Consider the following 12,837-nt stretch of genomic DNA (forward strand, 5'->3'; position numbering starts at 1 on the left):
AAGTGGGGCGGGTGGGACTCGAACCCACGGCCGACGGATTATGAGTCCGCTGCTCTAACCGGCTGAGCTACCGCCCCGTACGGCGTGTCGCGCACATTTGTGCGCGCCGTCTGCCGCAGCATAGCCGCTCATACGATCTCCTGCTTCGGATGGTCGGCCTTCGCATGCGCTTCTTGACCTTGAGGACTTCGGCCCGGCGCGCGCGGTTCCCCCGGACATGAAAAAGGACCCCGACGGGGTCCTCCTTCAGGTTGCTCTCCCGACTGGACTCGAACCAGTAACCTGCCGGTTAACAGCCGGCTGCTCTGCCAATTGAGCTACGGAAGATCGAAGCTCCCCCGACTGGACTCGAACCAGTAACCTGCCGGTTAACAGCCGGCTGCTCTGCCAATTGAGCTACGGAGGATTGCCTCGTTGCATCGAACGTACCTCCCTGGGTATTCGCCAGGGGGCGTGCGCTCGCTGCGACACATACATTAGCGCAAGCAGGGGGGTGCTCCGCCAATCGGTATCCCCCGCGCCCGTCGCCCACGCAGGGCAACGCAAGGGACCGACGCAGACGTAAGGGAAGGGTGGCCGCCATGCGCTATCGGCTCACGTTCTTTGCCGGACTGGCCCTGGGGTACGTGCTCGGCACGCGGGCCGGACGCGAACGTTACGAGCAGTTGAAGAAGTCCGCCCGGCAGGTCGCGCAGAACCCCGCCGTGCGCAACACGGCGGAGTCGGCGGCCCAGCAGGGGCGCGTGTTCGCCGGCAAGGCGTATCACGTGGTCAGCGACAAGGTCGGGGACCACGTACCCGACACGGTCGCCGAGCGGGTCCGCTCCCTGCGCGCACGCAACACGAACGGCTCCGGCGGAGACGACTGGGGTACCAGCAATACATAGGGACCACAATGTGTCGGCCGGACCGACGCGCGGCGGCGCCACCCCTTCCCGTGCGGCAGAATTTCTGCCATGGGGATAGTCGCCGGGCTGGACAGTTCGCCCGATTTTACGCGCATTGTCGTCTGTGACTCGGACACAGGGGCCGTGCTCAGGCAGGGGTATGCCCCGCACCCGTTGGAGGCGGCGGAGGGCGGGGGACGTCCGTCGGACGTCGATCCGCAGGCGTGGCTGCTGTCCCTGGGGGAGGCGGCCACCGGCGGGCTGCTGGAGGGTGTGCAGGCCATCGGCGTGTCGTCCCAGCAGAACGGGCTGATCGCGCTGGACGCACAGGGCAACACCGTGCGCCCGGCCATGGTCGGCGGTGACAAGCGGACCCAGGTCGCGGCGGCCGACCTCGTCGACGCGCTCGGGGGGCGCGGGGCGTGGGCGGAGGCCGTCGGCTGTGTGCCGGGGGCCGCGCAGCCGGTGACCAAGCTGCGCTGGATGAGCCGTACCGAGCCGGACGCCGCGATGCGGACCGCCGTACTGCTCCAGGCCCACGACTGGCTGGTGTGGCAGTTGCTGGGGCGGCCGGTGCGGCGGACCACCGACCGGGGCGGGGCGTCCGGGACCGGGTACTGGAACGCGGCGACCGGGCAGTACCGCACCGATCTCGTCGAGATGGCGCTCGGGCATCAGGTCATGCTCCCCGAGGTCCTCGGGCCCTCGGACGCGGCCGGTACGACGCCGGAGGGGCTCCTCATCTCCGCCGGCACCGGCGAGACCATGGCCGCCGCGTTCGGGCTCGGCATCGGGCTCGGTGACGCGGTGGTGTCGCTGGGGGCCTCCGGGTCCGTCATGGCCGTACACACCGAGGCGCTCGTCGACTCCTCCGGAATGATCACCTCGCTGGCCGACGCGACGGGGATGCATCTGCCGGTCGTCACCACGCTGAACGCCGTACGGACGCTGCGCGGGGCCTCCGAGATGCTGGGCGTGGCCGATCTGGAGGGGCTGTCCGAGCTGGCGATGAAGTCGACGCCGGGGTCGCACGGGCTGGTGATGCTGCCGTATCTGGAGGGTGAGCGGACACCGAATCTGCCGCACACGGCCGGGACGCTGGCCGGGCTGCGGCGGGAGTCGATGAAGCCGGAGCACTTCGCGCGGGCCGCGTTCGAGGGGATGCTGTGCGGGCTCGCGGACGCGCTGGACGTGCTGCGCGGCCGGGGCGTCGACGTACGGCGGATCTTCCTGCTGGGTGCGGCGGCGGAGCTGCCCGCGGTACAGGCGGCGGCGCCGGCGTTGTTCGGCGTGCCGGTGGTCGTGCCGCAGCCGGCGGACTACGCGGCGGTGGGTGCGGCCAGGCAGGCGGCCTGGGCGCTGGGCGTGACCCAGGGGACCCTCGACCCGCGCACGCCGCCGCTCTGGCCCGGTGCGGCCGCGCAGATGCTGGACCCGGGGGACGAGTTGGCTGTGGGGCAGGCGGTTCGACAGCAGTACGTTTCGGTTCGTGAGCAGACTCACCCCGGGGCGTTCCGGGCCTGATCATCTGCGAAGACGCGGCATCGGGGCTTCACCGTCGGGTTAATTCGGTTGAGGTAACGCGGGTGGAGTGTTCGACGATGGGGGGTGGTGCATCCCCTCGTCCTCGACTCCGAGAGATCTCGCGTGCTCATACGATTGCTGAGAAGTCATCTCCGTCCGTACAGGAAACCCATCGTCCTGCTGGTGCTGCTGCAGTTCGTGCAGACGTGCGCCACGCTCTACCTGCCCACGCTGAACGCGGACATCATCGACGAGGGCGTGGTGGAGGGGGACACGGGTTACATCCTGTCCTTCGGCGCGTTGATGATCGGTATCTCGCTGGTGCAGGTCGTCTGCAACATCGGGGCCGTGTACTACGGCGCCCGCACCGCTTCGGCGGTCGGCCGGGACATCCGGGCGGCCGTGTTCGACCGGGTGCAGTCGTTCTCGGCACGTGAGGTCGGTCACTTCGGTGCACCGTCGCTGATCACGCGGACGACGAACGATGTGCAGCAGGTGCAGATGCTGGTGCTGATGACCTTCACCCTGGTGGTGTCGGCACCGATCATGTGCGTGGGCGGCATCGTGCTGGCCCTCGGCCTGGACGTGCCGTTGTCGGGGGTGCTGCTCGCCGTCGTACCGGTGCTCGGGATCTCCGTCAGCCTCATCGTGCGCCGGTTGCGCCCCCTGTTCCGCACCATGCAGGAGCGGCTGGACATCGTGAACCGGGTGCTGCGGGAGCAGATCACCGGCAATCGGGTCATCCGGGCCTTCGTGCGGGACGACTACGAGAAGGACCGGTTCCGGAAGGCGAACGTCGAGCTCACGGACGTATCACTGGGGACCGGGCGGATGCTCGCGCTGATGTTCCCGATCGTGATGACGGTCATCAACCTCTCGTCGATCGCGGTGGTGTGGTTCGGCGCCCATCGGATCGACAGCGGCGGGATGGAGATCGGCGCGCTCACCGCTTTCCTCGCCTATCTGATGCAGATCGTCATGGCCGTGATGATGGCCACCTTCATGTTCATGATGATGCCGCGCGCGGAGGTGTGCGCCGAGCGCATCCAGGAGGTGCTCGACACCGGGACGAGCGTCGTGCCGCCCACCGCGCCCGTGCGGGAGCTGCGGCGGCACGGGTTCCTGGAGGTCCGGGGTGCGGGCTTCCGCTACCCGGGGGCTGAGGAGCCGGTGCTCAGGTCGATCGAGATCGAGGCGCGGCCCGGTGAGACGACCGCCGTGATCGGGTCGACCGGCAGTGGCAAGTCGACGCTCCTCGGTCTGGTCCCCCGGCTGTTCGACGCCACCGAGGGCGAGGTGCTGGTCGACGGCGTCGACGTACGCACGCTCGATCCGAAGCTGCTGGCCAAGACGGTGAGTCTGGTACCGCAGAAGCCGTATCTCTTCTCCGGGACCGTGGCGACGAACCTGCGGTACGGCAATCCGGACGCCACCGACGAGGAGTTGTGGCACGCGCTGGAGGTGGCGCAGGCCAAGGAGTTCGTGTCGGACCTCGAAGGCGGGCTGAACGCCCCCATCGCACAGGGCGGCACGAATGTGTCGGGCGGGCAGCGGCAGCGGCTCGCGATCGCGCGGACGCTGGTGCAGCGGCCGGAGATCTATCTGTTCGACGACTCGTTCTCCGCGCTCGACTACGCGACCGACGCCGCCCTGCGCGCGGCGCTGGGGCGGGAGACCGCCGACGCGACCGTCGTGATCGTCGCCCAGCGGGTGGCGACCATCCGGGACGCCGACCGGATCGTCGTCCTCGACGAGGGCCGGGTCGTCGGCACCGGCCGCCACCACGAGCTGATGGCGGACAACGAGACCTACCGGGAGATCGTCCTCTCCCAGCTCACGGAAGCGGAGGCAGCCTGATGGCCGGGCCGTTGGGACGGATGGCGGGGGCCGGAGGCGGCCCCGATCAGCACTCCATGGACTTCAAGGGGTCCGGGAAACGGCTGCTCGCACAGTTCAGGCCCGAGCGGCTCACGATGTACGCCATGGTCGTGTGCGCCGTGCTCAGCGTCGGGCTGTCGGTGCTCGGGCCGTGGATCCTCGGCAAGGCGACCGACCTGGTGTTCGCGGGCGTCGTCGGGCGGGAGATGCCGACGGGGGCCACGAAGGCCGAGGTCCTTGAATCCATGCGCGAGCGCGGCGACGGCGGGGTCGCCGACATGCTGCGGGGCACGGACTTCACGCCTGGCAAGGGCATCGATTTCGAGGCCGTCGGCGCCGTCCTGCTGGTTGCCCTCGGCATCTTCCTGGTCGCCGGGCTGCTGATGGCGGCGGCCACCCGGCTCTCCAACCGGGCCATCAACCGGACCGTCTACCTCATGCGCGAGGAGCTCCAGGCGAAGCTGTCGCGGCTGCCGCTGTCGTACTTCGACCAGCGGCAGCGCGGTGAGGTGCTGAGCCGGGCGACCAACGACATCGACAACATCGGCCAGACGCTGCAGCAGTCGATGGGGCAGCTCGTCAACTCGCTCCTCACCATCATCGGTGTGCTGGTGATGATGTTCTGGGTGTCGCCGTTGCTGGCGCTGGTCGCACTGGTGACCGTACCGGTGTCGTTCCTGGTGGCCACGCGGGTCGGCAAGCGGTCGCAGCCGCACTTCGTCGCGCAGTGGCGGACCACCGGGAAGCTCAACGCGCACATCGAGGAGATGTACACCGGGCACACGCTCGTGAAGGTGTTCGGGCGGCAGGAGGAGTCGGCGCGGCAGTTCGCCGAGGAGAACGAGCGGTTGTACGAGGCCGGGTTCAAGGCCCAGTTCAACAGCGGGATCATGCAGCCGCTGATGTTCTTCGTGTCGAACATCAACTATGTGCTGGTGGCGGTGGTGGGCGGACTGCGGGTCGCGTCCGGCGCGCTGTCCATCGGTGACGTACAGGCCTTCATCCAGTACTCCCGGCAGTTCTCCATGCCGCTGACGCAGGTGGCCTCCATGGCGAACCTCGTGCAGTCGGGCGTGGCTTCGGCCGAGCGGGTCTTCGAACTGCTGGACGCCGACGAGCAGGAGGCCGACGCCGTGCCCGGGGTACGGCCGGAGGAGCTGCGGGGGCGGGTGGCGCTGGAAGGGGTGGCCTTCCGGTACGACGCCGACAAGCCGCTGATCGAGGATCTGTCACTGGTCGTCGAGCCCGGGCACACGGTGGCGATCGTGGGGCCGACCGGGGCCGGGAAGACGACCCTGGTGAACCTGCTGATGCGGTTCTACGAGGTCACCGGTGGGCGCATCACTCTGGACGGGGTGGACATCGCGACCATGTCGCGGGACGAACTCCGGGACGGGATAGGGATGGTGCTCCAGGACACCTGGCTGTTCGGGGGGACCATCGCGGAGAACATCGCGTACGGGGCGTCCGCCGCGCGGAAGGTCACGCGGGGGGAGATCGAGGAGGCGGCCCGCGCCGCGCACGCGGACCGGTTCATCCGGACGCTGCCCGACGGGTACGACACCGTGATCGACGACGAGGGGACCGGGGTGAGCGCGGGTGAGAAGCAGCTCATCACCATCGCTCGCGCGTTCCTGTCGGATCCGGTGATCCTGGTGCTGGACGAGGCGACGAGTTCGGTCGACACGCGCACCGAGGTGTTGATCCAGAAGGCCATGGCGAAGCTCGCGCATGGGCGTACGTCGTTCGTGATCGCGCATCGGTTGTCGACGATTCGGGACGCGGACACGATTCTGGTGATGGAGAGCGGGGCGATCGTCGAGCAGGGGGCTCACGAGGAGTTGTTGGCCGCGGATGGGGCTTATGCGCGGCTGTACAAGGCGCAGTTCGCTGAGGCCGTGGCTGAGGTGGACTGAGGTCGGCGGGGGCGTGCGCGGGCTTTCCTCGCCCCCGCCGCCCCTACCCGTCCCATCCCAGGGGCTGCCGCCCCTTCGACCCCGCTCGGGTGGGTGGGTTGTCTGCGGATGGGTTGGTTGTCTGCTGGTGGGTGGGTTGTCTGCGGGTGGGTGGGGGCTGGTCGCGCAGTTCCCCGCGCCCCTGAAATGCTGCGCAGTTCCCCGCGCCCCTGAAATGCTGCACAGTTCCCCGCGCCCCTGAAATGCTGCGCAGTTCCCCGCGCGCCTGAAATGCCGGGGCTTCGACCCTCAGTCCAGGTAGCCCCTCAGTTGGTCCGCGAAGGCGTGGTCCCTGAGCTTGTTGAGGGTCTTGGACTCGATCTGCCTTATGCGTTCGCGGGTGACGCCGAAGATGCGGCCTATCTCCTCCAGGGTGCGGGGGCGGCCGTCCGCCAAGCCGTAGCGCAGCTGGACCACCTTGCGTTCGCGTTCGCCGAGGGTGGAGAGGACCGCTTCCAGGTGTTCGCGCAGCAGCAGGAACGCGGCCGATTCCACCGGGCTCGCCGCGTCGCCGTCCTCGATGAGGTCGCCGAGGGCCACGTCGTCCTCTTCGCCCACAGGGGCATGGAGCGACACCGGTTCCTGGGCGAGGCGGAGGACCTCGCTGACGCGTTCGGGGGCGAGGTCGAGGTGGACGGCCACTTCCTCCGGCGTGGGCTCGTAGCCCCGTTCCTGGAGCATGCGGCGCTGGACGCGGACGACCCGGTTGATGAGTTCGACCACGTGGACGGGGACGCGTATCGTGCGGGCCTGGTCGGCGAGGGCGCGGGACATGGCCTGGCGGATCCACCAGGTCGCGTAGGTCGAGAACTTGTAGCCACGGGCGTAGTCGAACTTCTCGACGGCCCGGATGAGGCCCAGATTTCCTTCCTGGACCAGGTCCAGCATGGTCAGGCCACGACCGACGTAACGCTTCGCCACGGAGACGACGAGCCGCAGGTTCGCCTCGATGAGGCGGCGCTTGGCCATGCGGCCCATGACGACCAGCTTGTCGAGGTCGAGGGCGAGTCGGGTGTCGAGGTCGGGGGCGCTGCCCAGCTTCTCCTCGGCGAAGAGGCCTGCCTCGACGCGGCGGGCGAGTTCTACTTCCTCCACGGCCGTGAGCAGCGGAATGCGGCCGATCTCACGCAGGTACTGGCGGAACAGGTCGGAGGACGGGCCGCTGGTGTCCGCGCGGCTGCGCGGCAGTTCCACGGGCTCGGGGGGATCGGCCGTCTCGATGGCCTCCACCACGGCGGCCGGCGGCTCGTCGAGCTCGGGCGGAGCCTCCGGCACCGCCTCGGGGTGGTGCGCGGCGCGGCTCTGGGCGGGCACCGCGGTGATGACGTCGGGCTCCGCGTCCGGCTCCGCGCCGTCGGTACTGATGGCCGTACTGCTGTCGTTCTGTATGAGGGTCTGGGTCTGCACGGGGGCGACCTCCAGGAATGTCGCTGCTGAGGCGTACGGCAGCGGTACGTCTGGGATGGCGCGGGCGGCCTCGCCGCCGTCCATCCCGTACTCATCGAGCGGAACCGCGGGGATCTCGAACCCGGGGACGGGTCGGCCGCGCTCCGAGGACTCAGGCACCGGAACCCAGTGTGGAGTACGACACACAGCCGCCACGAGGGGCGTGCGGTGACTTTTTGCGTCCGGTCGGTGACCTCAGGGTTACTCCGCCGTACGAGTGCGCTGCTGGGAGGGCCGTAAACCGCTTGAAGGCCGTACGCAGAGGGGGTGGCTCCGGCGCGGATTGGCATGTGCGCCGGGGACGTTCCGGGCCTGGGGCGCCGACCGGCACCGCCTCAGAGCGCCTCCGCGCCCCGCTCCCGCAACGCCTGGTCGTACTGCTGGAGGACCCACAACTCGTTCTGTACGGCGGCCAGCTGGGCCGGATCGCCCTGGGCGGTCGCCCGTGCCAGGCTGCCCTGGACGTCGCGTACCCGGCGTTCCACGGCGCGGCGGCGGACGGTGACCAGCTGGGCGCCCGCGTACACCTCGTCGACCGTCTTGCGCATGATCGCCTCGACCGCCAGCTCGGTCACCATGGCCCGCACCGTGTCGTCCGGTGCCGCCTCACGGACCCGGATCAGATACTCCTGCGGGTCCTCGGCGCCGTACTCGACACCGCCCGCCTCGATGATCGCCACGCGGACCGCCGCGTACTGCTCGGCGGTGAACTCGTCGACCCCGTACGCGTCGAAGGCCGGGGCGACCAACTCCGGGCGTTGCAGGGCGAGTTTGAGGAGTTCGCGCTCGGTGGCGTAGACGGGGTTGCGGAGGGTGAGGGCCGGGCCGGAGGGGGGCCGGGCGGCGGACTCGTACGGCTGTGACGTGCGCTGGGCGGCGGGGGCGGGGCCCTGTCCGCCGCGGTCGCGGGCCCAGCGGGCCAGCTGGGCGACGCGCTTGACGACGAACTGGGTGTCGAGGATGCCGAGCATGCCGGCGAGCTGCACGGCGACCTCGTGCTGGGCGCCGCTGTTCTTGATGCGGGCCACGACGGGCGCGGCCTCGTCGAGGGCGGCGGCGCGGCCCGCCGGGGTCTCCAGGTCGTAGCGGGCGACGATCTGGCGGAGGGCGAACTCGAAGAGCGGGGTGCGGGGTTCGGTCAGCTCGGCGACCGCCTCGTCGCCCTTCGCCAGCCGCAGCTCGCACGGGTCCATGCCGTCGGGCGCGATCGCGATGTAGGTCTCGGCGGCGAACTTCTGGTCGTCCTCGAAGGCGCGCAGGGCCGCCTTCTGACCGGCCGCGTCGCCGTCGAAGGTGAAGATCACGCGTGCGCTGCCGTTGTCCATCAGCAGTCGGCGGAGGATCTTGATGTGGTCGCCGCCGAAGGCCGTACCGCAGGTCGCGATGGCCGTGGTCACCCCGGCGAGGTGGCAGGCCATGACGTCCGTGTACCCCTCGACCACGACGGCCCGGCTGGCCTTGGCGATGTCCTTCTTGGCGAGGTCGATGCCGTACAGGACCTGGGACTTGCGGTAGATCGCCGTGTCCGGGGTGTTCAGGTACTTGGGTCCGTTGTCCGACTCGTAGAGCTTGCGCGCGCCGAAGCCCACCACGTCCCCGCCGATGTCGCGGATGGGCCACATCAGGCGGCCCCGGAAGCGGTCGATGGGGCCACGGCGGCCCTCCTGCGAGAGCCCGGACAGGAGCAGTTCCTTGTCGGCGAAGCCCTTGCCGCGCAGAAAGCGGGTCAGGTGGTCCCAGCCCTGGGGGCTGTAGCCGACGCCGAAGTGGACGGCGGCGGCCTGGTCGAAGCCGCGCTCGGCGAGGAAGATCCGGCCCGTGTCCGCCTCCGGGCTGGTGGCGAGCTGCTCCGCGTACCACTCGGCGGCGATCTTGTGCGCCTCGACCAGCCGGATCCGCTCGCCGCGCTGGTGCGACGGGTTGTACCCGCCCTCCTCGTAGCGAAGGGTGATTCCGGCCTGCCCGGCCAGCCGCTCGACGGCCTCCGAGAAGGACAGGTGGTCGACCTTCATCACGAACGTGATGGTGTCGCCGCCCTCCTGGCAGCCGAAGCAGTGGAAGAGCCCCTTGCTCGGACTGACCTGGAAGGACGGCGACTTCTCGTCATGGAAGGGGCAGAGTCCCTTGAGGTTCCCCCCGCCCGCGTTCCGCAGCTGGAGGTACTCGGACACCACGGCGTCGATCGGGACCGCGTCCCGTACCGCCTTCACGTCCTCGTCGTTGATCCGTCCTGCCACGCGGTGATTCTACGGTGGTCCACTGACAGCCATGGGGCACGGGGAACCGCGCGACCAGCCACATACGGTCCGCAGTCGCCCCGCATCCCGACCTGGCGGGCCCCTAGGCGAGAAGGCTCTCCAACGGCACCTGAGGATTCGAGAGCGCCTCGACATCGACCGGCGCCCGACCCCGGATCAGCTTCTGGATCGGCTCAGTGACATCCCACACATTCACGTTCATCCCGGCCAGCACCCGCCCCTCCTTCACCCAGAACGCGATGAACTCACGCTTCCCGGCGTCCCCCCGGATCACCACTTGGTCGTACGAGCCGGGGGGCGCCCACCCCGAGTACTCCATCCCCATGTCGTACTGATCCGAGAAGAAATAGGGCACCCGGTCGTAGGTGACGTCCTTCCCCAGCATCGCCCGCGCGGCGGCCGGCCCGCCGTTCAGCGCGTTGGCCCAGTGCTCCACCCGCAGCCGGGTGTCGAAGAGGGCGTGCGGGAAGGACACGACGTCACCGGCGGCGTAGATGGAGGGGTCGGACGTACGGAGCTGCGCGTCCACCACGATGCCCCCGCCGTGCGCACGGTCGGCGATCTCCAGCCCCGCGGCCTCGGCGAGACCGATGCGCGGGGCGGCTCCGATGGCCGCGAGGACGTCGTGCGCCAGGTGCTCCTCCCCCGTGTCCGTACGGGCGGCCAGCACCATCCCGTCCTGGCCGACGATCTCCGTGAGCTTCGCCCCGAAGTGGAAGCGGACGCCGCGCTCGCGGTGCAGCTCGGCGAAGAGGTTGCCGAGCTCGGGGCCGAGCACGCCGTGCAGCGGCGTCGGTTCCGGCTCCACGACAGTGACCTCCGCGCCGTACTCGCGGGCCGCGGCCGCCACCTCCAGGCCGATCCAGCCGGCGCCCGCGATGACCAGGTGGCCGTTGTCGCGGCCGAGGGCGGCGAGGACGCCCTTGAGGCGCTCGGCGTGGGCGAGGCGGCGCAGATGGTGGACGCCCGCGAGACCGGTGCCCGGGATGTCCAGGCGGCGGGGCTCGGCGCCGGTCGCGATCAGCAGCGTGTCGTAGTGGACGAGGGTGCCGTCGTCGCCGAAGCGGACGGTCTTCGCCGTGCGGTCGATCGCGTCGACGGTCTGGCCGAGGTGGAGTTCGATGTCGTTGCGCGCGTACCAGGACGGCTCGTGGACGAAGACGCTGTCGCGCTCCTCCTTGCCGAGCAGATAGCCCTTGGAGAGCGGCGGGCGCTCGTACGGGTGGTCTCGTTCGTCGCAGATCAGTATCACGCGGCCGGTGAAGCCCTCCGCTCGGAGCGTCTCGGCCGCCTTCGCGCCGGCGAGACCGCCTCCGACGATGACGAATGTCTGATCCGCGTCGACCACTTGATGCCTCCTCTTAAGGGTGCGTCCACATGCGAGCGTCCCGCACCCAGCGTGATGCGGGAAGAGGTAGTGACCCGATCAGGCCACGGAGGGTCACGTCTGTCACACCCGACCCGTCAGTCTCGCGTGCAACGAGCGGGCCGAGGGGTCGGTGAGGGAGGCGATCTGGTCGACGATCACCCGCTTGCGGGCACGGTCGTCCGGAGCCGTGTCGAACAGCGCGCGGAACTGGGGGTCGAGGCCCTCCGGCGCGCGGGCGGTGAGCGCCTCGGCCAGTTCGGCGACGACGATCCGCTGATCGGCGCGGAGCCGCTCCTGCTCGGCGCGCTGCATCACATACCGGTCGGCGACGGCCTTGAGGACGGCGCACTCCAGGCGCGTCCCGCGCGGGACGACCAGTTCGGCGGCGTACCGGGTGAGGGGGCCGGTGCCGTACGCCTGCCGGGTGGCGGCCTCGGCGGCGAGGCAGAAGCGGCCGATGAGCTGGCTGGTGGCGTCCTTCAACCGGGCCTGGGCCACGGCCGTCCCGTCGTAGCCGTGCGGCCACCACTCCTGGTCGAGGAGGCGGTCGAGGGCCTCGGCGAGTTCGGCCGGGTCGGTGTCGGCGGGTACGTACCGGCCGCGCGCCACCTCGAACACCGTCTGCCGTTCGGGCTCCGCGTGCAGGCAGTTGGGGTCGATGTGGCCCGCGTGCAGGCCGTCCTCGACGTCGTGCACGGAGTACGCCACGTCGTCGGACCAGTCCATGACCTGGGCCTCGAAGGTGGTGCTCGTGCCGGGGGCGCCCTTGCGGACCCAGTCGAAGACGGGGCGGTCGTCGTCGTACACGCCGAACTTGGGGGACTTCGGGTCGGTGGGGTGGGCGCCGCGGGGCCAGGGGTACTTGGTGGCGGCGTCCAGGGCGGCGCGGGTGAGGTTGAGGCCGACGCTCACGAGTTCGCCGGTGGCGTCCGAGTGCACGAAACGCTTCGGCTCGATCCTCGTCAGCAGGCGCAGGGACTGGGCGTTGCCCTCGAAGCCGCCGCAGTCCTCGGCGAATGCGTTGAGCGCCTGTTCGCCGTTGTGGCCGAACGGGGGGTGGCCGAGGTCGTGGGAGAGGCAGGCGGCCTCGACGAGGTCGGGGTCGCAGCCGAGGGCCGCGCCCAGCTCTCGGCCGACCTGGGCGCACTCCAGGGAGTGGGTCAGGCGGGTGCGGGGGCTGGCGTCCCAGGCGATGCTGCGGGTGCCGGGCGTGACCACCTGGGTTTTGCCGGCGAGTCTGCGCAGGGCCGAGGAGTGGAGGACGCGGGCGCGGTCGCGTTGGAAGGCGGTGCGGCCCGGGCGTTTGTCGGGCTCGGGGGCCCATCGTTCGGCCGAGGGGGTGTCGTAGTCGGGGGGTGCGGTGCCTTCCATGATTCGACAGTAAGCGGAGGCAGTGACAAATGGGCGCGCCTGCTCGTCTGGCGGGTTCTGTTCTTGGGCGGGTGCGGGTTGTTTGTGGCTGGTCGCGCCCACGCGGCGGAGCCGCATATCGATAACGCCCCGCGCCCCTTAGACAGCGT

8 protein-coding genes and 3 tRNA genes are annotated in these 12,837 nt (G+C 70.0%); 4 read left to right on the forward strand and 7 right to left on the reverse strand.

Translation table 11 applies throughout. From position 1 onward, the window contains the following. Nucleotides 1–3 precede the first annotated feature (3 nt). The 3 genes from JIX55_RS17420 to JIX55_RS17430 form a co-directional block, all read right to left on the reverse strand. A tRNA-Ile gene (locus JIX55_RS17420) sits at nt 4–77 on the reverse strand. A 177-nt stretch (nt 78–254) separates the two neighbouring features. Then, a tRNA-Asn gene (locus JIX55_RS17425) sits at nt 255–327 on the reverse strand. Between the two features lie 6 nt (nt 328–333). Next, nucleotides 334–406: transfer RNA gene (locus JIX55_RS17430), tRNA-Asn, on the reverse strand. A gap of 175 nt (nt 407–581) precedes the next feature. Here JIX55_RS17430 and JIX55_RS17435 point away from each other — a divergent pair. From JIX55_RS17435 to JIX55_RS17450, 4 genes are all read left to right on the forward strand, one after another. Then, nucleotides 582–887, forward strand: a complete 306-nt coding sequence (locus JIX55_RS17435) for a YtxH domain-containing protein (protein WP_257564240.1) — start codon at nt 582–584, stop codon at nt 885–887. 69 nt (nt 888–956) lie between these two features. Then, nucleotides 957–2,411: an FGGY family carbohydrate kinase gene (locus tag JIX55_RS17440; protein ID WP_257564241.1), complete on the forward strand. Its 1,455-nt coding sequence runs from the start codon at nt 957–959 to the stop codon at nt 2,409–2,411. Between the two features lie 123 nt (nt 2,412–2,534). Next, on the forward strand, nt 2,535–4,268 hold the full coding sequence (locus JIX55_RS17445; protein ID WP_257564242.1) for an ABC transporter ATP-binding protein: 1,734 nt from the start codon (nt 2,535–2,537) through the stop codon (nt 4,266–4,268). Then, complete coding sequence (locus JIX55_RS17450) at nt 4,268–6,205, forward strand: ABC transporter ATP-binding protein (RefSeq protein ID WP_257564243.1); 1,938 nt, start codon at nt 4,268–4,270, stop codon at nt 6,203–6,205. The genes JIX55_RS17445 and JIX55_RS17450 overlap by 1 nt, the downstream gene beginning before the upstream one ends. Nucleotides 6,206–6,493: 288 nt before the next feature. On the opposite strand, the gene JIX55_RS17455 is transcribed toward JIX55_RS17450, so the two are convergent. The 4 genes from JIX55_RS17455 to JIX55_RS17470 form a co-directional block, all read right to left on the reverse strand. Then, nucleotides 6,494–7,810, reverse strand: a complete 1,317-nt coding sequence (locus tag JIX55_RS17455) for an RNA polymerase sigma factor (protein ID WP_257564244.1) — start codon at nt 7,808–7,810, stop codon at nt 6,494–6,496. Between the two features lie 215 nt (nt 7,811–8,025). Beyond that, complete coding sequence (gene dnaG / locus JIX55_RS17460; RefSeq protein ID WP_257564245.1) at nt 8,026–9,927, reverse strand: DNA primase; 1,902 nt, start codon at nt 9,925–9,927, stop codon at nt 8,026–8,028. A 103-nt stretch (nt 9,928–10,030) separates the two neighbouring features. Then, nucleotides 10,031–11,296, reverse strand: coding sequence for an NAD(P)/FAD-dependent oxidoreductase (locus JIX55_RS17465; protein WP_257564246.1), 1,266 nt, complete (start codon nt 11,294–11,296; stop codon nt 10,031–10,033). Between the two features lie 102 nt (nt 11,297–11,398). Further along, nucleotides 11,399–12,688: a deoxyguanosinetriphosphate triphosphohydrolase gene (locus JIX55_RS17470; protein ID WP_257564247.1), complete on the reverse strand. Its 1,290-nt coding sequence runs from the start codon at nt 12,686–12,688 to the stop codon at nt 11,399–11,401. Nucleotides 12,689–12,837 lie beyond the last annotated feature (149 nt).

Source organism: Streptomyces sp. DSM 40750, from assembly GCF_024612035.1.
Taxonomy (GTDB): domain Bacteria; phylum Actinomycetota; class Actinomycetes; order Streptomycetales; family Streptomycetaceae; genus Streptomyces.

Bases quoted from the DNA above. Each gene is read 5' to 3' on its own strand.
- JIX55_RS17435 (WP_257564240.1), top strand. From the start codon at position 582: ATGCGCTATCGGCTCACGTTCTTTGCCGGACTGGCCCTGGGGTACGTG.
- JIX55_RS17440 (WP_257564241.1), top strand. From the start codon at position 957: ATGGGGATAGTCGCCGGGCTGGACAGTTCGCCCGATTTTACGCGCATT.
- JIX55_RS17450 (WP_257564243.1), top strand. From the start codon at position 4,268: ATGGCCGGGCCGTTGGGACGGATGGCGGGGGCCGGAGGCGGCCCCGAT.
- JIX55_RS17470 (WP_257564247.1), bottom strand. From the start codon at position 12,688: ATGGAAGGCACCGCACCCCCCGACTACGACACCCCCTCGGCCGAACGA.